The organism is Xanthomonas sacchari (genome assembly GCF_040529065.1).
In the GTDB taxonomy this organism is placed as follows: Bacteria; Pseudomonadota; Gammaproteobacteria; order Xanthomonadales; family Xanthomonadaceae; genus Xanthomonas_A; species Xanthomonas_A sacchari.
Window position 1 is genome coordinate 3,054,100 of record NZ_CP132343.1, and the last position, 22,952, is coordinate 3,077,051.

The 22,952-nt window shown below is 69.4% G+C and carries 23 protein-coding genes; 9 read left to right on the forward strand and 14 right to left on the reverse strand.

What is annotated here, in order from left to right:
- The first annotated feature begins 9 nt into the window (after positions 1-9).
- Positions 10-1,107, forward strand: a complete 1,098-nt coding sequence (locus RAB71_RS12810; protein ID WP_010344431.1) for a LysR family transcriptional regulator — start codon at positions 10-12, stop codon at positions 1,105-1,107.
- A gap of 90 nt (positions 1,108-1,197) precedes the next feature.
- Here the strand turns inward: RAB71_RS12810 and RAB71_RS12815 are convergent, their stop codons facing one another.
- The 3 genes from RAB71_RS12815 to RAB71_RS12825 form a co-directional block, all read right to left on the reverse strand.
- Positions 1,198-1,902: an OmpA family protein gene (locus RAB71_RS12815; RefSeq protein WP_010344429.1), complete on the reverse strand. Its 705-nt coding sequence runs from the start codon at positions 1,900-1,902 to the stop codon at positions 1,198-1,200.
- 95 nt (positions 1,903-1,997) lie between these two features.
- Positions 1,998-3,452, reverse strand: coding sequence for a wax ester/triacylglycerol synthase family O-acyltransferase (locus tag RAB71_RS12820; protein ID WP_010344428.1), 1,455 nt, complete (start codon positions 3,450-3,452; stop codon positions 1,998-2,000).
- Positions 3,453-3,547: 95 nt separating this feature from the next.
- Positions 3,548-4,969, reverse strand: a complete 1,422-nt coding sequence (locus tag RAB71_RS12825; RefSeq protein ID WP_010344427.1) for a deoxyribodipyrimidine photo-lyase — start codon at positions 4,967-4,969, stop codon at positions 3,548-3,550.
- 499 nt (positions 4,970-5,468) lie between these two features.
- Here RAB71_RS12825 and RAB71_RS12830 point away from each other — a divergent pair, with 499 nt between their 5' ends.
- The gene (locus RAB71_RS12830; RefSeq protein ID WP_010344426.1) at positions 5,469-5,963 is read left to right on the forward strand and encodes a hypothetical protein; all 495 of its coding nucleotides are present in this window, start codon (positions 5,469-5,471) and stop codon (positions 5,961-5,963) included.
- A gap of 87 nt (positions 5,964-6,050) precedes the next feature.
- Here the strand turns inward: RAB71_RS12830 and RAB71_RS12835 are convergent, their stop codons facing one another.
- The 6 genes from RAB71_RS12835 to RAB71_RS12860 form a co-directional block, all read right to left on the reverse strand.
- Positions 6,051-7,469: a replicative DNA helicase gene (locus RAB71_RS12835; protein ID WP_010344425.1), complete on the reverse strand. Its 1,419-nt coding sequence runs from the start codon at positions 7,467-7,469 to the stop codon at positions 6,051-6,053.
- 250 nt (positions 7,470-7,719) lie between these two features.
- Entirely contained in the window at positions 7,720-8,274 is a 555-nt protein-coding gene (locus tag RAB71_RS12840) for an NADPH-dependent FMN reductase (RefSeq protein ID WP_010344424.1), read from the reverse strand.
- A 52-nt stretch (positions 8,275-8,326) separates the two neighbouring features.
- Complete coding sequence (locus RAB71_RS12845) at positions 8,327-9,004, reverse strand: glutathione S-transferase family protein (RefSeq protein WP_010344423.1); 678 nt, start codon at positions 9,002-9,004, stop codon at positions 8,327-8,329.
- Between the two features lie 37 nt (positions 9,005-9,041).
- Positions 9,042-9,581, reverse strand: a complete 540-nt coding sequence (locus RAB71_RS12850; RefSeq protein ID WP_010344422.1) for a GNAT family N-acetyltransferase — start codon at positions 9,579-9,581, stop codon at positions 9,042-9,044.
- A gap of 49 nt (positions 9,582-9,630) precedes the next feature.
- Complete coding sequence (locus RAB71_RS12855) at positions 9,631-10,806, reverse strand: acyl-CoA dehydrogenase family protein (RefSeq protein ID WP_010344421.1); 1,176 nt, start codon at positions 10,804-10,806, stop codon at positions 9,631-9,633.
- A 97-nt stretch (positions 10,807-10,903) separates the two neighbouring features.
- Positions 10,904-11,719: a glycine zipper 2TM domain-containing protein gene (locus RAB71_RS12860; RefSeq protein ID WP_029562318.1), complete on the reverse strand. Its 816-nt coding sequence runs from the start codon at positions 11,717-11,719 to the stop codon at positions 10,904-10,906.
- A 172-nt stretch (positions 11,720-11,891) separates the two neighbouring features.
- Here RAB71_RS12860 and RAB71_RS12865 point away from each other — a divergent pair, with 172 nt between their 5' ends.
- From RAB71_RS12865 to RAB71_RS12875, 3 genes are all read left to right on the forward strand, one after another.
- A complete protein-coding gene (locus RAB71_RS12865; protein WP_010344418.1) occupies positions 11,892-12,128 on the forward strand; it encodes a DUF6116 family protein in 237 nt (78 codons plus the stop codon).
- 6 nt (positions 12,129-12,134) lie between these two features.
- On the forward strand, positions 12,135-12,929 hold the full coding sequence (locus RAB71_RS12870; RefSeq protein ID WP_010344416.1) for a TatD family hydrolase: 795 nt from the start codon (positions 12,135-12,137) through the stop codon (positions 12,927-12,929).
- A 470-nt stretch (positions 12,930-13,399) separates the two neighbouring features.
- Positions 13,400-14,839 carry a bifunctional diguanylate cyclase/phosphodiesterase gene (locus RAB71_RS12875; protein WP_010344414.1) on the forward strand — a complete coding sequence of 480 codons (1,440 nt, stop codon included), beginning with the start codon at positions 13,400-13,402 and terminating at the stop codon, positions 14,837-14,839.
- Here RAB71_RS12875 and RAB71_RS12880 read toward each other — a convergent pair.
- Positions 14,836-15,648: a ThiF family adenylyltransferase gene (locus tag RAB71_RS12880; protein WP_010344412.1), complete on the reverse strand. Its 813-nt coding sequence runs from the start codon at positions 15,646-15,648 to the stop codon at positions 14,836-14,838. The two genes, RAB71_RS12875 and RAB71_RS12880, sit on opposite strands and share 4 nt — an antisense overlap.
- Positions 15,649-15,778: 130 nt before the next feature.
- On the opposite strand from RAB71_RS12880, the gene RAB71_RS12885 reads away from it, so the two are divergent.
- Together RAB71_RS12885 and RAB71_RS12890 are read left to right on the forward strand one after the other, a co-directional pair.
- Positions 15,779-16,213 carry a cytochrome c gene (locus tag RAB71_RS12885; protein ID WP_029562317.1) on the forward strand — a complete coding sequence of 145 codons (435 nt, stop codon included), beginning with the start codon at positions 15,779-15,781 and terminating at the stop codon, positions 16,211-16,213.
- A 309-nt stretch (positions 16,214-16,522) separates the two neighbouring features.
- Entirely contained in the window at positions 16,523-17,005 is a 483-nt protein-coding gene (locus RAB71_RS12890; protein WP_010344410.1) for a glycine zipper 2TM domain-containing protein, read from the forward strand.
- Between the two features lie 90 nt (positions 17,006-17,095).
- Here the strand turns inward: RAB71_RS12890 and RAB71_RS12895 are convergent, their stop codons facing one another.
- On the reverse strand, positions 17,096-17,311 hold the full coding sequence (locus tag RAB71_RS12895) for a cold-shock protein (RefSeq protein WP_029562316.1): 216 nt from the start codon (positions 17,309-17,311) through the stop codon (positions 17,096-17,098).
- Between the two features lie 235 nt (positions 17,312-17,546).
- Here RAB71_RS12895 and RAB71_RS12900 point away from each other — a divergent pair, with 235 nt between their 5' ends.
- On the forward strand, positions 17,547-18,032 hold the full coding sequence (locus tag RAB71_RS12900) for a DUF456 domain-containing protein (protein WP_010344408.1): 486 nt from the start codon (positions 17,547-17,549) through the stop codon (positions 18,030-18,032).
- A gap of 142 nt (positions 18,033-18,174) precedes the next feature.
- The gene (locus tag RAB71_RS12905; protein ID WP_029562315.1) at positions 18,175-19,326 is read left to right on the forward strand and encodes a phospholipase A; all 1,152 of its coding nucleotides are present in this window, start codon (positions 18,175-18,177) and stop codon (positions 19,324-19,326) included.
- A 58-nt stretch (positions 19,327-19,384) separates the two neighbouring features.
- Here RAB71_RS12905 and RAB71_RS12910 read toward each other — a convergent pair whose 3' ends face one another.
- The 3 genes from RAB71_RS12910 to RAB71_RS12920 all read right to left on the reverse strand — a co-directional run bounded on the left by RAB71_RS12910 (position 19,385) and on the right by RAB71_RS12920 (position 22,879).
- Complete coding sequence (locus tag RAB71_RS12910; RefSeq protein WP_010344405.1) at positions 19,385-21,439, reverse strand: TonB-dependent copper receptor; 2,055 nt, start codon at positions 21,437-21,439, stop codon at positions 19,385-19,387.
- Positions 21,440-21,474: 35 nt separating this feature from the next.
- Positions 21,475-21,879: a DUF2946 family protein gene (locus tag RAB71_RS12915; RefSeq protein WP_010344404.1), complete on the reverse strand. Its 405-nt coding sequence runs from the start codon at positions 21,877-21,879 to the stop codon at positions 21,475-21,477.
- Between the two features lie 364 nt (positions 21,880-22,243).
- On the reverse strand, positions 22,244-22,879 hold the full coding sequence (locus tag RAB71_RS12920; protein WP_010344403.1) for a glutathione S-transferase family protein: 636 nt from the start codon (positions 22,877-22,879) through the stop codon (positions 22,244-22,246).
- Positions 22,880-22,952 lie beyond the last annotated feature (73 nt).

Here is a 22,952-nt window from a genome sequence, read left to right on the forward strand (position 1 = left end):
GGAACCGCCATGAGCCACGATCTCAACGACACCCTGATCTTCGTCAAGGTGGTCGAACAAGGCAGCTTCATCGCCGCGGCCAACGCCCTCGGCCTGCCCAAGACCACCGTCAGCCGCAAGGTGCAGGACCTGGAGGCGCGGCTGGGCGCGCGCCTGCTGCACCGGACCACGCGCCGGCTCGGGCTGACCGAGGCCGGCGCGGTCTACCACGAGCATTGCCAGCGCATCGCCCGCGAACTGGAGGAAGCCGAGAGCGCGGTGGGCCAGTTGCAGGCCGGCCCGCGCGGCTGGCTGCGCTTCAGCGTGCCCTACTCGGCCGGCATCTCCTGGGTGGCGCCGATCCTGGGCGAATTCCACCGCCAGCATCCGGAAGTGCGGCTGGAGATGATCATGACCAGCGACAAGGTCGACCCGATCGCCGAAGGCGTGGACGTGGCCCTGCACATGGGCACGCTGCCGGATTCGACCATGGTCGCGCGCAAGCTCGCCACCTTCCGCACCCAGGTCTTCGCCAGCCCCTATTACATCGAACGCCACGGCGAACCGCTGCATCCGGACGACCTGCAGCACCACCGCACGCTGGCGCTGAGCAACGGCCGCGGCGGCGGCACCCGGCTGTGCTGGCCGCTGCGCAACGGCAAGCAGAGCGGCGAGTTCCTGGTCCAGCCGATCCTGCTGGCCAACGATTCGGCAGCGCTGATCGGCGGCCTGGTCTGCGGCGAAGGCCTGGTGCTGGCCAGCGATGCGACGATCAAGCCGCTGATCGAGGCCGGCAAGGCGCGGCGCGTGCTCGGCGGCTGGGTCGGGCCCGACCTGGACTTCAACGCGGTGTTCCCGGGCGGGCGCATGCTTTCGCCGAAGGTGCGCGCCTTCGTCGACTTCCTGGTCGACAAGCTCAACTTCGACGTCAGCTACATGATGGCGCAGTGCCCGGCCAAGCTGGCCACGCAGCAGGCCGAGGACGGCGCCGAGTTCACCCTGTGCAGCGGCGTGGCGATGAACACGCAGTCGCTGTCCACCCTGCCGCGCGTCGCCGCCGCACCTGCACCAGCGGATGCGGCATCGGAAACCGAAGCCGAGGACGAAGAGGACGCCGCGCTGGTCTGAGCCGCGCGGCCCACGGCGCTTCGCATCGGCAGCACGGAAACGCGAACGGGCCGCAGTGCGGCCCGTTCGTCGTTGCGGCCGGCGGGTCGGTCAGCCGGCGGAGGAGCGCAGCGGCACCACGCGGATCTCCACGCGGCGGTTCTGCGCGCGGCCGGCCTCGGTGCTGTTGTCGGCGATCGGATACTTCTTGCCGGCGCCCAGGGTTTGGATGCGCTCGGGCTGCACGCCCTGCGCGGTCAGGTACGCGGCCACCGACGACGCGCGCTGTTCGGACAGGCGCTGGTTCACCGCATCGCTGCCGATGCTGTCGGTGTGGCCGACCACTTCGATCATGGTCTGGTTGTACTCGCCCAGGGTCTGCGCCACGCCGTTGAGCGCCGAATAGAACTGCGGCTTGAGCGTGGACTGGTTGAAATCGAAGGTGATGCCGTCGGGCAGATTGAGGGTGATGTTGTCGCCGTCGCGGCGCACGTCGATGCCGGTGTTGGCAGTGCGCTCGCGCAGCGCGCGCTCCTGGCGGTCCTGGTAGTTGCCGATCGCCGCGCCGCTGAGCGCGCCAATGCCGGCGCCGATCATTGCGTGCTGGCGGCGCTCGGTGGCGCTGCTGCCGCTGAGCAGGCCGGCGGCCACGCCGACTGCAGTGCCGATCAGCGCACCGCGGCCGGTGCGGTTCTGCTGCTCGGTGGGATTGCCGTACTGGTCGCGCTGCACGTAGGAGCCGCCGGTGGCGCAGGCGGACAGCACCAGCGCGCTGGCCAGGGCAACGGATATACCGCGGAGGGCGGTCGTTTTCATCGTGTTCTCTCCCGAACCTGGATGGACGTGGCCGCAGCATAAACAGCGCCACGCGAGGCGCGGATGAACGCGGCGCGGCGCGCGATGCGCCAGGTTCAGGAAGACGGCAACAGGGTCTCGGCGTCGGCCGCGCTCAACGGCTGCTCCCAATCGCTCATCAGCGCCAGGTACAGCAGCTTCTCGAATTCGGCGCCGACCCGCCGCATCACCGCGTCCGGATCCGGAATCAGGCGCGCATCGCCGATCAGGCCGAAGTGCACGCGGTGGTTGTAGCTCATGATCGACACGCCGACGCCGATCGACCCGGTCTGCGGCACCCAGAACATCATCTCGCGCACGCGGCTGCCGGCCAGGTACAGCGGCTGCTGCGGCCCCGGCACGTTGGTCGCCACGGCGGTGGCCTTGCGGCTGAACAGGTCCAGCGCCGCCGACTGCAGCGCCGCCGGCGCCATGCCCACCGCCGCGAGCAGACCGAACACCACCATCGCCTGCCGCGACTGCTTGAGCTGCTGCATCGATTCGGCCACGCACTGCAGCCGCCGCACCGGATTGGCCTCGCCCACCGGCAGGTCCAGGAACACCAGGCCGAAGTGGTTGCCGAGCTTGCGCGCGTGCTCCAGCGGGCGCAGGTTGACCGGCACGGTGGCGCGCAGGGTCACCCCGTCCAGGCGTTCGCCGCGTTCGAGCATGTAGTCGCGCAAGGCGCCGGCCATGGTCGCCATCAGCACGTCGTTGACCGTGCAGTCGCAGGCGCGGCCGACCGCCTTGACCTCGTCCAGGTCCAGCGGCTCGGCCCAGGCCACGCGCTTGCTGACGCCGAGGCGGCCACGCAGCAGCGTCGGCGGATCGTCGGCCAGCAGCAAGGCATTGACCAGTTCGCGGCCGATCAGCCCACCTTCGCGTGCCAGCATCTGTGGCAGGTTCGGGTCCTGCGCCATCGCCCTGCCCTTGTCGAGCATGCGCCCGCCGAGCTTGAGGTAGCGGTCCACCGCACCGACCCGACGCACCACTTCCTTGCCGTCGTCCTTGAGCCAGGCGCGCTCGAGCTGCGCCGACGGCTCCGGAGTGCGCTGGGTATCGGTCAGCGACAGCAGCACCTGCACCAGGGCGATGCCGTCGGCGTAGCTGTGGTGGATCCGCGCCACCAGCGCCGAGCCGCCTTCGTAGCGCTCGATCAGGTGGAACTGCCACAGCGGCTTGGTCTTGTCCAAGGGCGTGGACGCCATCTGTCCGGCGAAGCGCTCCAGCGCCTTCTTCTGCCCGCGCCCGGGCAAGGCCGACAGGCGCACGTGCCAGTCCAGATCGAAATCGTCGTCGCGCTGCCAGTAGGCGCCGGTGGCGGTCTCCACCGGCTTCTGCAGGAACCGCGGAAACGCCAGGAAGCGCTTGCGCACCAGTTGCTTGAGCGCAGGCAGGGTCAGCGGCTCGTCGAACATCAGCACGCCGGTGATCATCATCGGATTGGTCGGCCGGTCCATCCGCAACCAGGCGGTGTCCACGCGCGACATCGGTTCGCGCTGCGGCTTGCGGCGAGCTGAGCTGGTGGCCATGCGGGCTCCTGTCCGAGCCCGGAGTGAATCATGGCCCCGCGAAGGGCGTCAATCGCGCCTGCGCCCGGGCTGCGCCGCGCAACACGGCGCGATGTTCAACCGGCGGCGGTCTCGCGGTACGCGGCCAGCGCCGCGTCGCGGCCGGCGGCCAGGTCCACGATCGGCTGACGCGGATACTGCGGCGCAGCCTGCGCCAGCCGCTGCGGCGCCTGCCAGGGCGCGAAGCGATCGGCCAACGGCAGCGCCGCAAGCTCCGGCACCCAGCGCGCGATGTACTCGCCCTTCGGATCGAACTTCTGCGCCTGGGTCACCGGATTGAACACGCGGAAATACGGCGCGGCGTCGGCGCCGGTGCCGGCCACCCACTGCCAGCCCAGGGTGTTGTTGGCCAGGTCTGCATCGACCAGGGTGTCCCAGAACCAGCGCGCGCCTTCGGACCAATGCACGCGCAGGTGCTTGCACAGGTAGCTGGCGACGATCATGCGCACGCGGTTGTGCATCCAGCCGGTGTGCCACAGCTCGCGCAGGCCGGCATCGACGATCGGCACGCCGGTGCGTCCACGCTGCCAGGCGTGCAACTGCGCGGGATCGGGCGTGGCCCAGCGAAAGCGCTCGAAGCGCGGATTGAGGTTGCGCTCGGGCGTGTCGGGAAAATGGTGCAGCAGGTGATGGGCGAAGTCGCGCCAGCCAAGCTGGCGGATGTAACCGTCGATCGCCGCGGCGGTGGCGGCACGGCGATGGCGCTCCAGGGTGGCGACGATGCGCCATGGAGCGATCTCGCCGAAATGCAGATGCGGCGACAGCCGCGAGGTGCCGACCTGGTCCGGGCGGTCGCGACCGTCGAGATAGTCGCGCAGCGCGCCGTCGACGAACACGTCCAGCGCCTCGTGCGCGCCCGCCTCGCCCGGCTGCCAGACCTCCCAGAAACCGCGGTCCCACTCCAGCGTCGGCGCCAGGCCGAGCCGCTCCAGCGGCAGGCTGTCCAGCGTCGCGGGCGGCGGCGGCAGCGTCTTCGGCGCGGCCTGCAACGCCGGCACCTGCCAGTGGCTCAGCGCGCTGCGCCAGAACGGCGTGAATACCTTGTACGGGCCGCCCTGCTGCGTCGCCAGTTGCCAGGGCTCGAACAGCAGCGCGCTGTTATGGCTGTGTACCTCCAGCCCCTGTTCGCGCAGTTCGCGCTTGAGCCGCGCATCGCGCGGCTGCGTGGCCGGCTCGTAGCGGCGGTTCCAGTACACCGCCTCCGCGCTGCAGTCGGCGATCACCTGGCGCAAGGCAGCCTCGGCCGGGCCCTGGCGCAGGATCAGGCGCGAACCGCGCGCGCGCAGTTGCGCGTCCAGCGCCGCCAGCGAGCGCTGCAGCCAACTGCGCGAGGCCGCGCCCGCGGCCCATGCGCCCTCGTCTTCCGGACTGTGCAGGTACACCGGCACCGGCGTGTGCCCGGCATCCAGCGCGGCCTGCAAGGCGGGTTGATCGTGCAGGCGCAGGTCGCGCCGGAACCAGACGATGGCGTAGCTCATGCGAGGGGACGCAGCGAAGGACGCGCCATGATACGGATCGGGTGCAGCGGCCAGGTGAGCATGCGGCAACGCAACGGCATGCGCCTGCGCGCTGCTGTGCCTGGCCCGATGCGGGCCGCACTGACCGGATTTCGTAGACATCGCCACGCGCCACGCACGTGCGCCTCGCCTGCCCTGCTATAACGCCGAGGCGGGCGCCGTCATGTCGAAGCGGCGCCGCGACCGCTGCTGTTGGATGACGTTCCGGGGAAGGACGTCCTCCATGCTTTCGCTGCACCGCGCACGACACGGCCACGGCCGTCTCGCGCGCACGGGGAACATCCGCCATCGCTTCTGCGACCTCACGGCCACCACGGCCGGCGAGCGTGGCGGCGTGCGGCCCGAACCGCCCGCGCCCGGACCTGCATCGCCAGGACCGCGCCGCGCTGCGGGCAGCCGACGGCGCAACACGGTCATGCCCATCGCCGACATCCGCAACACCCTCAGGAGAGCAAGACCCATGGACAAGCGCATCGCAAAAGCCGCCCTCACCCTCGCGCTGAGCCTCGCCGCCCCGCTGGCGATGGCCTGCAGCACCGAGATCGAGGAAGGCCCGGGATCGTGCGGTTACCAACCGCCGGGCAGCGGCGGCGGCAGCACGCCGGTCTACACGCTGCAGGGCGTGATCCAGAACCAGGGCTACGAGTCCGACAACCGGCCGGCCGGCGGCAAGCGCCTGAAGATCCGCGCCTACTCGCGCTTCGCCAACGCCAACAACGACCGCGTCGACGCCAACTACATCAACGTGCGCTGCAACGCCTACGACCCGTACGGCAACGGCTACACCACCGATTACGACGAGGAAGGCAACGGCGCCCTGGTCGACGTGCACTTCACGTCGAACTTCGTCTACGGCGCATACCGCAAGATCACCGTGGTCTGCACCCATCATGCCGAGTACGGCGCCAACACCTACGACACCACCAGCAACGCCCAGATCGACATTCCCTACTGATCCTCGCTGCCTCCGCACGCACGCCGGCGTCCGCAGCCTCGCGGGCGCCGCGCGTCGCGACCGCTGCCCGCAGGTGCGGGCGGCGGCTTACTCGAACGCGCCCACCGAGTCGTGGGCGAGATTGTCGAAGCGGGTGTATTCGCCGAAGAACTTGAGCTTGCACGACCCAGTCGGGCCGCCGCGGTGCTTGCCGATGATGATTTCTGCCAGGCCCTTGTCCGGCGAGTTTTCCTTGTTGTAGTAGTCGTCGCGGTAGATGAACACGATCATGTCCGCGTCCTGCTCGATCGCGCCGGATTCGCGCAGGTCGGCCATCACCGGACGCTTGTCGGTGCGGGTTTCCAGCGAGCGGTTGAGCTGCGACAGCGCGATCACCGGCACACCCAGCTCCTTGGCCAGGCCCTTGAGCGAGCGCGAGATCTCCGAGATCTCGGTGGCGCGGTTCTCGCTGTTGCCGGGTACCGACATCAGCTGCAGGTAGTCGATCACGATCAGGCCCAGGTCGTGCTCGCGCTTGAGCCGGCGCGCCTTGGAGCGCAGCACTTCCGGCGACACGCCCGGCGTGTCGTCGATGAAGATCTTGGTCTCCTTGAGCATCTTGATCGCGCCGGTGACGCGCGCCCAGTCCTCGTCCTCGAGCTGGCCGGTACGCAGGCGTTGCGCGTTGATGCGGCCGTTGGAGGAGATCAGGCGCATCGCCAGCTGCGAGGCCGACATTTCCATCGAGAACACCGCCACCGCCTTCTTCGACTTGATCGCCGCGTACTCGGCGATGTTCAGCGCGAAGGTGGTCTTGCCCATCGCCGGACGCGCGGCGAGGATGATCAGGTCGGTCGGCTGCAGGCCGGCGGTCATTGCATCGAAGTCGGTGTAGCCGGTCGGCAGGCCGGTGATGTTGCCGCCGTTCTCGAAGCGGTTGCGCAGTTCCTCGAACGCGTCCTTCAACGCACCTGGCATTGCCACGAAGTCGCTGCGCCCGCGCGCACCGGCCTCGGCGATCTGGAACACGGCCTTTTCCGCCGACGCCAGCAGTTCCGAGCTCTCGCGCCCTTCCGGCTGGAAGCCGTCGTTGACGATGGTGGTGCCGACCTCGATCAGTTGCCGCAGCACCGCCTTGTCGCGGACGATTTCGGCGTAGGCGACGATGTTGGCCGCCGAGGGCGTGGTGCTGGCCAGTTCGATCAGGTACGCACCATCGCCGACCATCTCCAGCTTGCCCTGCGATTCGAACCACTCGCCCAGGGTCACCGCGTCGAACGGGCGCCCCTTTTCGGCCAGCTCGCGGATCGCGCGGTAGATCAACTGGTGATCGCGCCGGTAGAAATCATTTTCGGTCAACTGATCGTTGACCCGGTCGTAAGCGTCTGGCGCCAGCATCAGGCCGCCGAGCACGGCCTGTTCGGCCTCGATCGAGTGCGGCGGCACACGCAACTGGTCGAGACGCGGCTCGCTGCGTTCGCTGCGCTCGCTCTTGCGATCGCCGCGGTAGCCGGGACGGGCGGACATAGGCTGGATCTTCTCTGTGGGGCGCGGGCGCCGGGCGCGGCCTCACCGCGGCCCGGGCACCGATTTTAGTCGCCGCGCCCGGCGGGGGCTAGGGCGAGACGCCGGCCGAACGGCAGCGCGCCTTACTGCGGTCGGCCGACCCTGGGGACAAGTCTGGGGACAACCGGTTGAGAACCTCGCCGAACCCCTGCGGCACAAGGCCCACCCTGCCCAATCCACGCATCGCCGACCGCGAGCGCCGGCGCAGCGCTCAGGCCTGCAGCTCGTCAATCCAGGCAATGAACTTGTCGACGAAACCGGCGAGGAACTTGCGGGTGCGCTCGTCGTCGATCGCGCCGTCCTCGGCGATCAGCCCCTCCTTGAACTGCAGAAAGATTTCCGGCTGCCCCAACACCGGCATGTCCAGGTAGGCCAGCACGTTGCGCAGGTGCTGTTGCGCCAGGGCGGTGCCGATCGCCCCGGGCGAGGTGCCGCACACCGCCGCCGGCTTGCCGGTGAAGGCGCTCTCGCCGTACGGACGCGAGCCCAGGTCGATGGCGTTCTTGAGCACGCCGGGGATGGAGCGGTTGTACTCCGGGGTGACGAACAGCACCGCGTCGGCGCCGCTGACCTGCGTCTTCAGGCGCCGGCCCTGCGCCGGATAGTCGTGGTCGTGGTCCTGGTTGTACAGCGGCAGGTCGCCGATCTCGACGTACTCGAAGCGCGCACGGTCGCCGGCAAGTCGCTCCAGCGCGTGCGCCAGGCGCCGGTTGAACGATTCCTTGCGCAGGCTGCCGACGAAGACGGCGATGCGGTACTGGCTCATGGCGTTGCTCCAGACTGAATGGATCTTCAGGCTAGCCGCCGCCGCGCGGCAGTCAGGTGAACGCCGTTGACGTCCCGGTCTGCGCCAAACGTGCCTGCACGTCCTCCGGCAGCGGCGGCAGCGCCACGAAACCCGGCGTCGCGCGCACCCGCTGCAGCCAGTCGCACAGCGCCGGATACTGCGTCAGCGCGATGCCGGCATCGCCGGCGCAATGGGTGTAGGCGAACAACGCGATGTCGGCGATGCCGTAGGCCGGGCCGGTGAACCAGGCCTGCGCCTGCAGGTGCTGCTCCATCACCGCCAGCGCCCGCATCGCGCCCTCGCGCAGGCGCGGGAGTTCGGCGCGCCGCGGCGAATCGGGCGGCGTCCAGCCGCAGACGAAGCGCGCCACCGCCACGTAGGGCTCGTGGCTGTACTGCTCGAAGAACAGCCAGCTCAGCGCCTGCGCGCGCTGCCAGGGATCGGCGGGCAGATAGCCGGTGCCCTCGGCCAGCCAGCACAGGATGGCGTTGGACTCGGCCAGCACGCGGCCGTCCTCGCGCTCCAGCAGCGGCACCTTGCCGTTTGGATTCTTGGCCAGGAACGCCGGAGTGCGGGTCTGGCCGTTGGCGCTGTCGATCTCGATCCAGCGGTAGCCGCAGCCGAGCTGGTCCAGCAGCAGCCGCACCTTGTAGCAGTTGCCGGACAGCGCCATGCCGTACACGGTCAGGGGAAAACGTTCGGATGCCATGCGCCGCTCCTGTGTCGAATGCCGCTGTCGTGCTGGTTCAGCGCCGCGCCTGCCATTGCGCGCGCGACTGGCCCCACACCTCCACATCGAACGCCTGCAGCGGCTCGGGCAGGCGGTCCTGGCGCAGGTAGCGCGAGCCCAGCTTGGCCGCCACCGCCTTGGAGTTGGCGTTATCCGGCACGATAGTGTGGATCACCTCGCTCCAGCCCAACTGCGCGAACGCCCAGTCGATCGACGCGGTCGCCGCTTCCGGCGCATAGCCCTGGCCCCAGAACGCACGCGCGATGCCCCAGCCGACTTCCGGGCCCGGCCAGTCGTGCGGCTGCCAGGGGCCGACCCGGCCGATCCACTGCCCGCTGCGCTTCTCGATCACCGAGAACATCGCAAATCCCTGCAACTGCCAACTGCCGACCAGCGAGGTCAGGCTGCGCCAGACCACCGACGGCACCTGCACGCCACCGAGGTGGTGCATGGTCTGCGCATCGGCGGAAAACGCGCAGAGCGCCGCGAAATCCTCGGCAGTGGGCGGGCGCAGCAACAGGCGCTCGGTCTCCACACGTACATCGAACACGCTCATCGTCGGTCCTCCTGCAAAACGGGCCCGCAACCGCACGCGGGCCAGGGGTTCAAAACGCGTTGATGCCGGTCAGTTCGCGGCCGACCACCAACTGGTGCACGGTCTCGGTGCCTTCGTAGGTGATCACCGATTCCAGGTTCAGCGCATGCCGGATCGCGCCGTAGTCGGTGGTGATGCCGGCGCCGCCGAGCAGGTCGCGGCACTCCCGCGCGATGTCCAGCGCCATGCGCACGTTGTTCCACTTGGCCAGCGACACCTGCGCCGGCTGCAGCGTGCCAGCGTCCTTGAGCCGGCCCAGTTGCAGCGCGAGCAACTGCGCGGCGGCGATCCGCCGCGCCATGTCGGCCAGCTTGATCTGCGCGCTCTGCGTCGCCGCCAGCGGCCGTCCGAACAGCATGCGTTCGCCGGCATAGGCCAGCGCCTCGCGCAGGCAGGCGATGGCCGCGCCGATCGCGCCCCAGCTGATGCCGTAGCGGGCCTGGGTCAGGCAGCCCAGCGGGCCCTTCAGCCCGCGCACGCCGGGCAGGCGCTGGCTGTCGGGCAGGCGCACGTCGTCGAAGAACAGCGCCGAGGTCACCGAGGCGCGCAGGCTCATCTTGTGCGCGATGTCCTGGGTGCCGAAGCCCGGCGTACCGGCCTCGACCAGAAAGCCCTGGATGCCGTCGTCGGTCTGCGCCCACACGATCGCCACGTCGGCGATGCTGCCGTTGGTGATCCACATCTTGCTGCCGCTCAGGCGCCAGCCGTCGCCGTCGCGCACGGCACGCGTCTGCATCGCCGCCGGGTCGGAGCCGCCTTGGGACTCGGTCAGGCCGAAGCAGCCGATCGCGCTGCCGGCGGCCATCGCCGGCAGCCAGCGCTGGCGTTGCGCGTCGCTGCCGTAGGCGTGGATCGGGTACATGCACAGCGAGGACTGCACGCTGACGAAGCTGCGCAGGCCGCTGTCGCCACGCTCCAGCTCCTGGCAGATCAGCCCATAGCAGACCGCGTTGAGGCCGCCGCCGCCCTGCCCCACCGGCAGGCTGGCGCCGAGCAACCCCAGTGCCGCCAGGTCCGGCACCAATTCGCGTGGGAACCGCCCCTGGTCGAAGGCCTGGCCGATCACCGGCAGCACCTTCGCGTCGACGAAGCGCGCCACCGCCTGCTGGATCGCGCGCTCTTCTTCGCTGAGCAGCGCGGCAACGTTAAACAGATCATCGCAAGGCAACGGCATGGCGGCGTCCACGGCGAAAACCGCATTGTATCGGCCCCGCCCCTGCCGCCGCCGCACAGGCGAAGGCCGGCGCAAGCGCCGGCCTTCGGGGGTGCAACGAAACTGCGACTCAGCGCTGGCTGACGGCGACGTCGCCGGCCGAGGCGGTCTGTGTGACCAGGCGGCCATCGAGCACCGGCAGGCGGTCGCTGTTCGGGCGGTCGTCCATGCGCACGGTCTTTTCCTGGCCGTCGTAGCGGTAGGTCACGTCGTAGCCCTTGACCACGTCCTGCGTGCCCATGGCGATGCGGTTGCCCGGCTTGCTGTCCATGCGCATGGTGCCGGTGGTGCCGTCGTCATTGCGGTAGGTCACGTTGTAGCCGGTGATGGTCGAGGACTGCGCGGTGCTGTTCTCGGTGTGGCACTGGCGCTCGGTGCGGTCGACCACGCGGCCGCCGACGTGGTTCTGGTCGATGCGGTTGCCGATGAAGCCGCCGGCCACCGCGCCGGCCGCGGTCGCGGCCTTGCGGCCGTTGCCGTGGCCGATCTGGTTGCCGAGCAGGCCGCCGACCACCGCGCCGACCACAGTGCCGCCGACGTTGCCGTCGCGCTCGGGCAGGCGCTCCTGCACCACCACGTCGTTGCACACCTGGCGCGGCGTGGTCGTGGTGGAGGTCTCGCGCAGCGGCTCGGCGCCGATCACCTCGGCGTAGCGCTGCTGCTTCTGGGTGATCGGATCGACCCGCACCACGTCGGCGTACTCGAGCTTGCCGCCGACGCTGTTGTCCATCGCGCTGTCGCCGCGCGTATTGTCCAGGGCCGGGCGCACGTCGCTGCTGCCGACGTCCACCGGTTTGTCGCGATTGTTCATGAAGGCCGCGGTGGCGACGCCGCCGACCAGCAAGGCGCCAGCCGCGACCAGAACGGTTGTCGTAGTGCTTTTCATGTGTGCTCTCCTGCGGGCTGACCGCGTTGTCTACGGTGCTGTGATTACCATGCTGAAGCTGAACCGATCCGCTCCCTATTCAGTGACACGCCGTACACATGGCTGGTAACGCGCGAAGAACGTCGCCATGTCGAGGCTGTTAGCGTTTCCACCGCTCCCCGGAGGATGTGCCGTGCCCAATCCGATCGTCTATCCGCTGCTGCGCTGGGCGGGCAAATTGCGCTACCCGACCCTGTTCAAGATCACCGCCGGCCTGTTCGTGCTGAGCGTGCTGCTGCCCGACCCGGTGCCCTTCATCGACGAGATCGTGTTCGGCCTGGGCACGCTGCTGCTGGCCAACTGGAAGACCCGCACACCGGCGCCGGCTACCGAGCCGTTGACCTCCACCGCCCGACGCGTGCGCCGCTGAGCGCAGATGCAGTTGATCGACAGCCATTGCCACCTGGACGCGGCGGAGTTCGACCCCGACCGCGATGCGGTGATCGCGCGCGCGCAGGCGGCAGGCGTGCAGGCGCAGGTGCTGCCGGCGGTGACCGCGGCGTCCTGGCCCAAGCTGCGCGAGGTCTGTGCATCCGCGCCCGGGCTGTACCCGGCGTATGGCCTGCATCCGCTGTTCCTGGCCGAGCATCGCCCTGACGACCTGCAGGCATTGGAAGACTGGATCGCACGCGAGCGGCCGTGCGCGATCGGCGAGTGCGGCCTGGACTTCTTCATCAAGGGCCTGGACGCGGCCGAGCAGCACCGCTACTTCGTCGGGCAACTGCAGTTGGCGCGCACATTCGACCTGCCGGTGATCGTGCACGCCAGGCGGGCGGTTGATGCGGTGATCCTGGCGATCCGCAAGGTCGGGCGCCTGCGTGGCGTGGTGCACAGTTTCGCCGGCAGTGCCGAACAGGCCGCACAGTTGCGATCGCTGGATTTCCTGATCGGTCTCGGCGGGCCGGTCACCTACGAACGCGCGCAGCGCCTGCGTCGGCTCGCCGCCACGATGCCCCTGGAGCAATTGCTGCTGGAAACCGATGCGCCGGACCAACCCGACGCGGCGATCCGCGGGCAGCGCAACGAACCGGCGCGGCTGCGCACGGTGCTGGACACCATCGCCGAACTGCGCGACGCACCTGCCGCCGCCATCGCCGCGCAGACCACGGCCAACGCGCGGCGCCTGTTCGGCCTGCCCGACACGCGAGCCGGCACGCCCGTCATCGCCTGACCCAGCGCGTTTCTGCACACCGCACATTCCGACGCTGCGCGTCGCTTTTTGACGCGCCGACACAGGAACAGACGCCATACGTCGGCCGCGCAATGCGTGCCTGCAAGGCGGTGGATGCGGCACATCGCCTGGCAAAACGGCTTTCGTCCGAAACTGTGACCTGGGCAGGCGGATGCACGCCTTTCGACCGGGTTTCGGCGCACTTGCTTCTGCTACTGTGCACCGCGCTGAAACGGCGAGCGGCGCTTTGTCCGCCAGGTATCGGAGTGTGAACCCGTTCGCTCTCAGCGAAGGCTCGGCGGCCGGCTCGATGGCACGCGTTCTGGCAGATCGGATCATCCTGGCGTGAAACAGTCGGCAAGCCGCATTCCCTACCCGCTTCTCCCCAGCGCGCGGCGCCCGCGTGCGATCGCCTCCTCCGCGGCCGCTCCGGCGCGAACGGCGCCGTCGCGCATGCGAGCGCTTCGGCAATGAAGAGCGGCGCCGCTTCGGAAAAACACGCCTCCAACGGCGAAAGCTGGGTCTCGCTGAAATTCCGCGACAGCAATCGCAGCCGCAAGATGCGCAGCACCATGACCCTGGCCGGGGTCTCGTGCACCTCGCTCGGCGCGTTGTGGACCGTGTGCTACCTGTACTACGGCCGGCCGGAACTGGCGATCGCCTTCGTCGGGCTGACGGCGGTCGGCCTGCTCGCGCTGGGCCGCCGTCGCCACTGCGACGAGGGCTCACTGTCGCTGGTGGCGCACGGCGTCTTCGTCGTGGTCCTGGTGATCTCGATCATCGACGCGCCGATCGGCACGGTGCCGCGGTCCGTGCACACCTTCTTCCTGCCGCTGGCGGCCGGCGCACTGTTCGTGTTCGACCGCAGCCGCCGCTACCGCGCGCTGGTGTTTCCCATGGCGTGCCTGGCCGCCTTCGTCGCCTTCGGCTCGGGCGAACTGGACTGGTTGGCGCCGCATGACTCGCCACCGCAGCGGATGCGCAGGCTCGGCGCCATCTGCAACATGGCCTGCGCCGCCGGCCTGCTGGCGGCGATCCTGCACATCTACCGCAATGACGTGAACGCACGCATCTCGCTGGAGCGGGAACTGGCGCGCGCGGTCGGCAACGGCGAGATCGAGGTGCTGTACCAACCGCAGGTCAGCGCGAACGGCAGCATGCTCGGCGCCGAAGCGCTGGTGCGCTGGCGCCATCCCAGCGGCAAGCTGCTGACCCCGGACAAGTTCATCCCGCTGGCCGAAGAGAGCCAGCTGATCCGCGACGTGGGCCTGGAAGTGCTGCGCCAGGCCTGCGCTACGCTGCGACGCTGGTCGCACGACCCCGACCTGCGTGCGCTGGTGGTCGCAGTGAACGTCAGCCCCGTGCAGTTGCTCGACCCCAATTTCGTGTCCACGGTGAAGCAGGTGATCACCAGCGAAGGCGTGGCGCCGGCGTCGCTGGAATTCGAGCTGACCGAATCGGCGCTGTACGTGGATACCGCCGGGGTACGCGCCAAGATGCACGAACTCAAGGCGTTCGGCATCGGCTGGGCGCTGGACGATTTCGGCACCGGCTTCTCGTCGCTGGCGATGCTGCGGACGCTGCCGGTCACCAAGCTCAAGATCGACCGGCAATTCGTCAACGACGCCAGGGCCGACGAGTCCTCGCGGCGCCTGCTGGCCAAGATCGTGGAGATCTCCGAGGTGATGGGCATGGTCGCGCTGGCCGAAGGCATCGAGGATGCGCAGCAGTGCGAGATGCTCTCGGCGATGGGCTGCCGGCACTTCCAGGGCTTCCTGTTCGGCCGGCCGCAGCCGGCGCAGGACCTGGAACGGCTGGCGCTCCTGCAGGCCAGCACCGAGCGCAACCTGATGAGCGGCGCGGCGCCCCCCGCAGCGGATGCGCCGCAGCCGCACACCGGCAGGCGCTAGGCGGCCGCGGCCTCGCGCGCCGCGGCGCGCTTCAACAGCATCTCCAGCGCCTTGCCGACCGCAGCGAAGGCGAACGCCCCGGTGATGTGGGTGGCCGCGCCCAGCCCGGCGCCACAGTCCAGGTTCAAGGCCGCATCCGGCCCCAGCGCCGGCCGCAGTCCGCAGACGCTGCCGTCGGCCTGCGGGTAGCGCACGTTCTCCAGCGAGTACACCGCCGGCACGCCGAAATAGCGCTGCGCGTTCTTGGGGAAGTTGAATTCGCTGCGCAGCTTCTTGCGGATCAGCGCCAGCATCGCGTCGTGCTCGGTCCGCGACACGTCGCGGATCCGCACCAGGGTCGGATCGGTACGCCCGCCGGCCGAGCCGACGGTCAGCAGCGGCAGCTTGCGCCGGCGGCACCAGGCGATGGTCTCGACCTTGACCCGGAAGCTGTCGCAGGCGTCGATCACCAGGTCGAAGCCGGCGTCGAGCAATTCGGCGATGTTGGCCGGGGTCAGGAAGGCCTCGACCGCCACCGCCTCGATCTGCGGATTGATCGCCACGCAGCGCTCGGCCATCGCCACCGCCTTGTTGCGCCCGTACTGCCCCACCAGCGCCGGCAGCTGCCGGTTGGTGTTGGACACGCAGATGTCGTCGGCGTCGATCAGGGTCAGATGCCCGACCGCCGAGCGCGCCAGCGCCTCCACCACCCACGAGCCGACCCCGCCCATACCCACCACCGCCACCCGGCACTGCGCCAGCCGCGCGATCGTGCCTTGTCCGTAGAGCCGGTCGATGCCGGCGAAGCGCTCGCGCCATTGTTCGTTCATCCGCCTATTTTAGGCCGGGATTCGGGATTCGGGATTCGGGATTGGGGATTACGCAGCTGGTCTGCGTGGGCGACGCCGGTGGCGACGGCGGGCGTACCATCGGCATTCCTTCCTGCCGCGCATGCCTGCCATGGCCAAGCCGCCCTCATCCCCGCCCACTTCCGCGTCCCGTTATCTGTTCGTGTTGCTGGCCGGGCTGCTGCTCGGCCTGGTGCTGACGGTGATGGCGCTGCGTGCAGTGCAGGCGCGGCAGGATCCGTTCCCGCGCAGCCTGATGCAGGTCATGGGCAAGCAGCTGGCGCTGCTCGAACGCGATGCCGCGCACCGGCAATGCAGCGGCGCCGGTCCGCAGGCGCGACTGCGCACGTTGCGCCTGCTCGGCGACGAGCTGGGCACGGCGTTCCCCGACCTGGCCGACGACAGCCGCTTCCGCGAGCACGCCGATGCGCTGCGCGCCAGCGTGGAGGCAACGCTGGCGCAGCCGCCGGCCGACTGCGCGGCACTGGCGCAGGCGCGCCAGCAGATCGACGAACGCTGCGACGCCTGTCACCGCGATTTCCGCTGAGCGTCTGGCGTCATCGATGCCGACGTGCGTGCCGGCGCCTGGCTGAAATCCCGTTGTCGAAGCCTGACGACGCCGCTGGCTGACGATGTGTGATCGCGCTGGTTCGATGCTCCGCTGGCGGCGGTCTCACGCTGTTCCGCATCGCGCTGTCCGATGAACGACCTTGCATGAATTGCCGCTGACGCCGGCCCCCGCGAGGCTGAACGGCGCCTGCCAGGATTGGCGTTGCATTCACGCAGGGGTGGACAGGATGCGTGCGAACGCGGCGCTGCCGCCGCGCTCCATCACTGTCTGTCGAGGAGAGCACCCATGAAGATCCAACTGATGGCCACCGCTGCCGTGGCGACCCTGGCGCTGGCGGGCTGCGCCACGTCCCCCGGCTATGGCGGCGGTTACGGCGGCGGCTACAGCCAGCCGGCGCGCGGCGGTTACACCCAGACCCGCTGCGCCGACTGCGGCATCGTCACCCGCATCGACACCGTGCCGTCGGGCCGCACTGCGCCGTCGGCCACTGGCGCGATCCTCGGCGGCATCGTCGGCGCGGTCGCCGGCCACGAGATTTCCGATCACACCGGCGGCAGCAAGGGCAACCAGAACGTGTCGGCGGTGGCCGGTGCGGCCGCTGGCGCGCTGGCTGGCAACGAGATCCAGAAGAACGTCACCAGCGACACCTACGACGTGCATGTGCAGATGGACGACGGCCGGGTGATCGTGGTCAACCAGCGCGACCTGGCCGGCGTGCGCGAGAACACTTATGTCCGCGTGGTCAACGGGCGCGTCGTACCGCGCTGATCATCGGCCTCGCCGACCTGCCTGAAACACAAAAAGGCCCGCACTGCGGGCCTTTTTGCTGCGCTGGGCGCGATGCCGCGCGACAACGACTCAGAGCGGCTGCACCGCGTCGGCCTGCAGGCCCTTCTGGCCCTGCACCACGGTGAAGCTGACCTTCTGGCCTTCCTTCAGGCTCTTGAAGCCCTGGGTCTGGATCGCCCGGAAGTGCACGAACACGTCCTCGCCGTTTTCGCGGCTGATGAAACCGAAACCCTTGGCATCGTTGAACCACTTCACGGTGCCGTTTTCGCGATTGCCGTTCATGATGGACTTACTCCTTGGAACTCGTCTCAGGGGTGGGTACGCCGTGGGGGCGGCGGCTGGTTGCAAGGAGGAAGCGAGGTATAACGATGTAGCGGATCGGTGGATCTACCGCATCAGGCCACGATTCACGGTGACCTTTGCAAACGCAGCGGCTGCAACTTACCCCGGTCAAAATGAAAATGCAATCAGCAAAAAGACCCCATCTGTCAACCCCCAAATCTCCCCTACGGTGAGCCACGTGGACCCTGCGTTCATCTATTACGTCTGTGCCGGTCTCCTGGTTCTGGTCGGACTGGCGGGCGTGCTGCTGCCGGCCCTGCCCGGCACCCCGCTGATGTTCGCCGGGATGCTGCTGGCGGCCTGGGCCGACGGATTCCAGCGGCTGGGCTGGCCGACGCTGACCGTGCTCGGTGTGCTCACCGCGCTGTCGCTGCTGGTCGACCTGCTGGCCACCGCGTTCGGCGCGCAACGAGTCGGCGCCAGCCGCAAGGCGCTGTGGGGATCGGTACTGGGTGGGATCGCCGGCATGTTCTTCATGCCGATCGGGCTGTTCGTCGGCCCCTTCGTCGGCGCCCTGGCCGGGGAGTACTGGCATGGGCGCGAGCTGCGCCAGGCGACGCGGGTCGGTGTGGGCACCTGGCTGGGCATCGTCCTGGGCACCGCCGCCAAGCTCGGGCTGGCGCTGGCGATGCTGGCGGTGTTCGCGGTGGCCTGGCTGCTCTGAAGCAGGACGCCTGAAGACGACGTCGCGGCGACAGCATGAACGTGTGATGACCCTGTTGTCGTCACTTCCTGTATTTTCCCTGCCGGCCATTCACCCCGGCAGCGCACCACCCGCCCGCGCCGCCCGTTGCAGCGAGAACCGCATGTCCCATCGTCAGGTCCGTCCCTTGTTGCTGCTGTCGATCGCGGCCGCGCCGCTTGCGCACGCGCAGGAAGTCCTGCCCACCCCCGCCTCGCCGGAAGCCTGTGTGGCCATCTCCAGCGACGCCGCCCGCCTGGCCTGCTACGACCAGGCGCTGTCGCGCCGCACCGCCGACCCGCAGGCCGCCGACGCCGCGGCGCAGGCCGCCAGCGAACGCCAGAAGCAACAGCTGGACGCCAGCGTGCCGGAGGATGCCGGCGTCGCCGAGCGCACCCGCCAGCGCGCCGCCGCGATCTTCAAGCAGGACCGCTACGACAGCACCATCGCCAATGCCGGCAAGGGCTCGCTGCTGGACAGCCGCTGGGAACTGGCCAAGGACTCCAAGCTGGGCACCTTCCAGCTGCGCGCCTACAAGCCGGTGTACCTGCTGCCGGCGTTCTGGACCAGCAAGAAGAACGAGCTGCCGTCCTCGCCGAACCCGGTCAATACGGTGACCACCGCCGAGCCGCTGGACAGCGTGGAGGCGAAGTTCCAGCTGAGCTTCAAGACCAAGATCGTGGAGAACATCTTCGGCGACAACGGCGACCTGTGGGGCGCCTACACCCAGAGCTCGCGCTGGCAGGTCTACAACGCCGAGCAGTCGCGGCCGTTCCGCGAGACCAACTACGAGCCGGAACTGATGCTGGTGTTCCGCAACAACTACAGCCTGTTCGGCTGGAAGGGACGGATGACCGGCATCCAGTTGACCCACCAGTCCAACGGCCGCAGCGATCCGCTGTCGCGCAGCTGGAACCGGGCGATGCTCAACATCGGCCTGGACCGCGACAACTGGGCGCTGGTGCTGCGCCCCTGGTACCGCATCCCGGAGAGCCGCAAGCAGGACAACAATCCGGACATCGAGGACTACATGGGCCGCGGCGACGCGACCCTGATCTACAACCGCAACGGCCACGAGGTGGCGCTGATGGCACGGCATTCGCTGCGCGGCGGCGACCGCTCGCACGGCGCGGTGCAGCTGGACTGGGGCTTCCCGATCAGCAACCTGCTGCGCGGCCATGTGCAGGTGTTCGACGGCTACGGCGAGAGCATGATCGACTACAACCACCGCGCCACCTACGTCGGCGTCGGCATCTCGCTGCTGGAGTGGTTCTGAGCGGCCACGCCTGAGCGACGCACGCGGCGCCCGCCTGGGCGTCGCGTGCGTCGGTCGCTCAGAACCGGTAGTTGCCCTTCAGCCACAGATTGCGGCCCGGCTCGGCGATGCGCACCGGGTCGGCCGGGAAGCCGAAATCGGCGCTGCCGGCCAGGTTGAGATGTTCGCTGTAACGCCGGTCGAAGACGTTGTCGATGCCGGCGCTCAGCCGCAGCCCCTCGCTGACCCGGTAGCCGCCGCTCAGCCCCAGCGTGGCGAAACCGGCGCTGCGACCAAGATCGCGGCCGACCACGTTGCCTTGATCCAACGCCACCCGTCCCTGTCGCGCGACCGCGCGCAGCAGCGCCCCGGCCGACCAGCGTTGTCCTTCCCAGTCCAGGCGCAACCGCGATTCCAGCGGCGGCATCTGCGGCAACGGCGTGCCGTCGCTGCGGTTCTCGCCCCAGGCATAGGCCAGCGTGCCGCCGAGGGTGAGGCCGTGCAGCGGCTGCCAGTCCAGTCCCGCCTCGGCGCCGGCGATGCGCGCATCGACGTTGTCGACGCGGGTGGTGGTGCCCATCATGCCGCCGTCGGCGTAGGTGAACAGGATGAAGTCCTGCACCCGCCCGGCGTACGCCGAGACCCAGCTCTGCACGGTCGCGCCGCGGTACTGCAGGCCGAGATCGAGCTGGGTGGTGCGCTCCGGGTGCAGCCCGGCGAAGGCGTTGGCCGCGCCCATCGGGCCCATGTCGGCTGAGAACAATTCCCAATAGTCCGGCATGCGCGCGCTGCGGCCCAGGCCGGCATACCAGACGGTGTCGGCCGAGAGATTGCGCTCCACGCGCAGGAAGCCGCTGCCCAGGTCTTCGCGGCGTGTCTGTCCCGCAGTGGGATTGGGCATGCTCATCATGCCGACGCTGCGGCGGGTGTCCTCGACCTGCGCGCGGTCCAGGCGCAGACCGGCGATCCAGCGTTGTGCGGTGCCGGCACCGAAGGTGAGTTCGGTGAAGGCACCCAGGTTGTCGAAGCGCGCGTCGGTGCGCCACGGCACGCTCCGGTACACCCCCTCACCGCTGGCGCTGCGGTCGCGGTGGCGACTTTGCTGGGTATCGACGCCGGCCTGGACCACGACCTGATCCCAGCGCCACTCCGATTCCACACGTCCGCCGCGGGTCCGCCGGTCCACGTTGGAGGCCATCGGCATCGGCATCGCCGACTGCGGATTGGGCCGGCGCATCGTGTAGTTGTCCATGACGTGGTCGGCGTCGTTGACGTAGGCGTTGGCGCGCAGTGCCTCCCAGGCGCCGGGCAGATCGGTGCGCTCGAAGCGCGCGGCATAGCTGGTGCGGCGAAATTGGATGCCGTCCATGCTGCGCCCGGCGTAGCGCGCCAGGCCGTCGCCGCTGCCGGCGGAGAGCTCCAGCACGGTGTCCGGGTCCGGAGTCCAGCCGACCGCGGCATCGGCATTCCACTTGCGCCAGCGCGAGGGCACCACCGCGCCATCGCCGTCGCGGTAGTCGCCGGACTCGGAGCGGTTGGCGTCCACGCGCGCGTAGCCGCTGCGATTGCCGCCGCGCAGGTCCAGGTTCTGGTCGTTGCGGTTCCAGGAGCCGACCAGCGTGCTGGCCTCGCCTTCCAGGGTCGGCGCGGCGTAGTGCGGTGTGTCGCGCTCGAAGCGCACGGTGCCGGCAGAGGCGCCAGGCCCCCAGCGCACGGTCTGCGGGCCCTTGACGATGGTGAGCCGGTCGAAGGTTTCCGGGGCGATATAGGACAAGGCGTTGTCCATCCGCGCCGGGCACGCACCGACCAGGGTGCCGTCGTTGCTGAGCACGTTGAGCCGCGAACCGAACATGCCGCGCAGCACTGGATCGCCGTTGGTGCCGCCGTTGCGGATCGCGGCGAAGCCGGGCACGGTCTTCAGATAGTCGGCACCGTCGCTGGCCGGCACCGGCTGCCGCGGCAGCTTCGGATCCACCGTCCAGGTCAGCGGCGCGACCGGGGCGGTGGCGGTGACCTGCATCCGGTCGAGGGTGGTGGCGTCGGGCGCCTCGGCATGGCCGGACGCGGGAAACAGACTGGCGAGAATGCAGCACGACAACGCCGCCCGCGCGGGCGACGGCAGGAACTGGGACATGGATTGGACTCCAGAAAAGAACGGCGCCGACGCGCCTAGCGCACCGGAAACAGGAGGGCGTTCTGGAGATTGAGTGGCGGTCCGCGTGCGGCGTGCGCGCGCCAGCGCACGGCGGCATGGATACGGTGGCATAGCGGCGTCGCGGCCGTCGGCGCCGGCAATCCCGCCGCCAGCAGCAGCACGATCGCCAGCCACGGCAGCAGCCGCGCGGCGAGCAGGCAGTAATCGCAGGCGGCATGCGCCGGGCCATGGCCGCGCTGCGTGCCCGATGCATCGGTGTGGCCGGCATGGACGGCGCCGTGCTGCGGCGGCACGTTCGCGTCGGCCTGCAATCCGGCCGCGGTGCACAACGGCACCGGCAGCGCCACCGCCTCGAGGAGGCGACTGGCCACCGGCGCGACCGCCAGCAACAGCGTGGCCAGCAAGGCGGGCCAACGCATCAGGCGGCGCAGTCGGGCGGGAGCACGGAGGGCGGACACCGCGCCATTCTAGGGGGCACTGGCGGCAGCGAACGGACCGGGGAAGCGGGTGCGACAACGTGACGCAGGCAGCAAGGCCGTGCGTTGCTCAGCGCTACTCGCCGCGTCCATGCGTGCGGTGCAAACCATGCAAACGGTCAGTGCGTCCGCCTTCGATCCATGCGGCGCCGGTGCGACTCCCAGGTCGACGGCCACGAAAAAGCGTGCGCCAATGCGCATGGTGAGAGCGCCGGCGCAATGCCCCGAGAGCGCCGCAAAAGGCTTGGCAATCGCGACGCCCGACAACGCGGTCGCCGACATCCGGCGCGACGCCCCGCGCCGCCACTCACATCCAGTCGGTAATCCCTTCCCGCCGATAGGCCTCGTGGAACGCCGGGCGCGCCTTCATCCTGTCGGCCAGCGCCTTCAGCGCTGGCCAGGTGTCGGTGGGCCGCGGCATGTTGCGGGACCAGCGCATCAGCATGACCAGCACGAAGTCGGCAGCGCTGCAGTGCTCGCCGAGCAGGTAGGGGCCGCCCTGCTCCAGGTGGGTCGCCACCTCGTCCCAGGCCTTTTCCAGGAATGCGCGGGCGTTGCCGCGCACGCGCTCGGCGTTGTCGGCGCCGGCCGGTTCGTCGGGATAGAACCAATCGCGGTAGGCCGGCATCAGGGTGTAGGCGCCGAACAGCATCCAGCGGTAGTAGGCCGCGCGCTCGGGCGTGCCGGGCGGCGGCGCCAGGCCGGCATGCGGATACAGGTCGGCCAGGTGCATGGCGATGGCGACCGATTCGGTCAGCACCTGCCCGTCCAGCACCAGGGTCGGCACCCGCCCCTGCGGGTTGAGCGCCAGGTACTCGGGGCTCTTCTGCTCCTGGCGGTCGAAATCGAGCATGCGCAGTTCGAAATCGACCTGCAGTTCGATCAGCAACCAGTGCACGACGAACGAGGCGGTACTGGGCGAACCGTAAAGGACGATGGACACGACGCTTTCCCCGGAGACGGAACCAGCGCCGATTATTGCCGCGCCGCCGGCAAGCCGCCAGCGCGGTGCAGAA

Coding starts and splice junctions, on each gene's coding strand:
- RAB71_RS12815 (WP_010344429.1), bottom strand. CDS start 1,902: ATGAAAACGACCGCCCTCCGCGGTATATCCGTTGCCCTGGCCAGCGCG.
- RAB71_RS12825 (WP_010344427.1), bottom strand. CDS start 4,969: ATGAGCTACGCCATCGTCTGGTTCCGGCGCGACCTGCGCCTGCACGAT.
- RAB71_RS12885 (WP_029562317.1), top strand. CDS start 15,779: ATGGCCAAGCCGCCCTCATCCCCGCCCACTTCCGCGTCCCGTTATCTG.
- RAB71_RS12905 (WP_029562315.1), top strand. CDS start 18,175: ATGTCCCATCGTCAGGTCCGTCCCTTGTTGCTGCTGTCGATCGCGGCC.
- RAB71_RS12860 (WP_029562318.1), bottom strand. CDS start 11,719: ATGAAAAGCACTACGACAACCGTTCTGGTCGCGGCTGGCGCCTTGCTG.
- RAB71_RS12835 (WP_010344425.1), bottom strand. CDS start 7,469: ATGTCCGCCCGTCCCGGCTACCGCGGCGATCGCAAGAGCGAGCGCAGC.
- RAB71_RS12880 (WP_010344412.1), bottom strand. CDS start 15,648: ATGAACGAACAATGGCGCGAGCGCTTCGCCGGCATCGACCGGCTCTAC.
- RAB71_RS12910 (WP_010344405.1), bottom strand. CDS start 21,439: ATGTCCCAGTTCCTGCCGTCGCCCGCGCGGGCGGCGTTGTCGTGCTGC.
- RAB71_RS12845 (WP_010344423.1), bottom strand. CDS start 9,004: ATGGCATCCGAACGTTTTCCCCTGACCGTGTACGGCATGGCGCTGTCC.
- RAB71_RS12870 (WP_010344416.1), top strand. CDS start 12,135: ATGCAGTTGATCGACAGCCATTGCCACCTGGACGCGGCGGAGTTCGAC.
- RAB71_RS12830 (WP_010344426.1), top strand. CDS start 5,469: ATGGACAAGCGCATCGCAAAAGCCGCCCTCACCCTCGCGCTGAGCCTC.
- RAB71_RS12810 (WP_010344431.1), top strand. CDS start 10: ATGAGCCACGATCTCAACGACACCCTGATCTTCGTCAAGGTGGTCGAA.
- RAB71_RS12875 (WP_010344414.1), top strand. CDS start 13,400: ATGAAGAGCGGCGCCGCTTCGGAAAAACACGCCTCCAACGGCGAAAGC.
- RAB71_RS12820 (WP_010344428.1), bottom strand. CDS start 3,452: ATGGCCACCAGCTCAGCTCGCCGCAAGCCGCAGCGCGAACCGATGTCG.
- RAB71_RS12890 (WP_010344410.1), top strand. CDS start 16,523: ATGAAGATCCAACTGATGGCCACCGCTGCCGTGGCGACCCTGGCGCTG.
- RAB71_RS12915 (WP_010344404.1), bottom strand. CDS start 21,879: ATGCGTTGGCCCGCCTTGCTGGCCACGCTGTTGCTGGCGGTCGCGCCG.
- RAB71_RS12850 (WP_010344422.1), bottom strand. CDS start 9,581: ATGAGCGTGTTCGATGTACGTGTGGAGACCGAGCGCCTGTTGCTGCGC.
- RAB71_RS12840 (WP_010344424.1), bottom strand. CDS start 8,274: ATGAGCCAGTACCGCATCGCCGTCTTCGTCGGCAGCCTGCGCAAGGAA.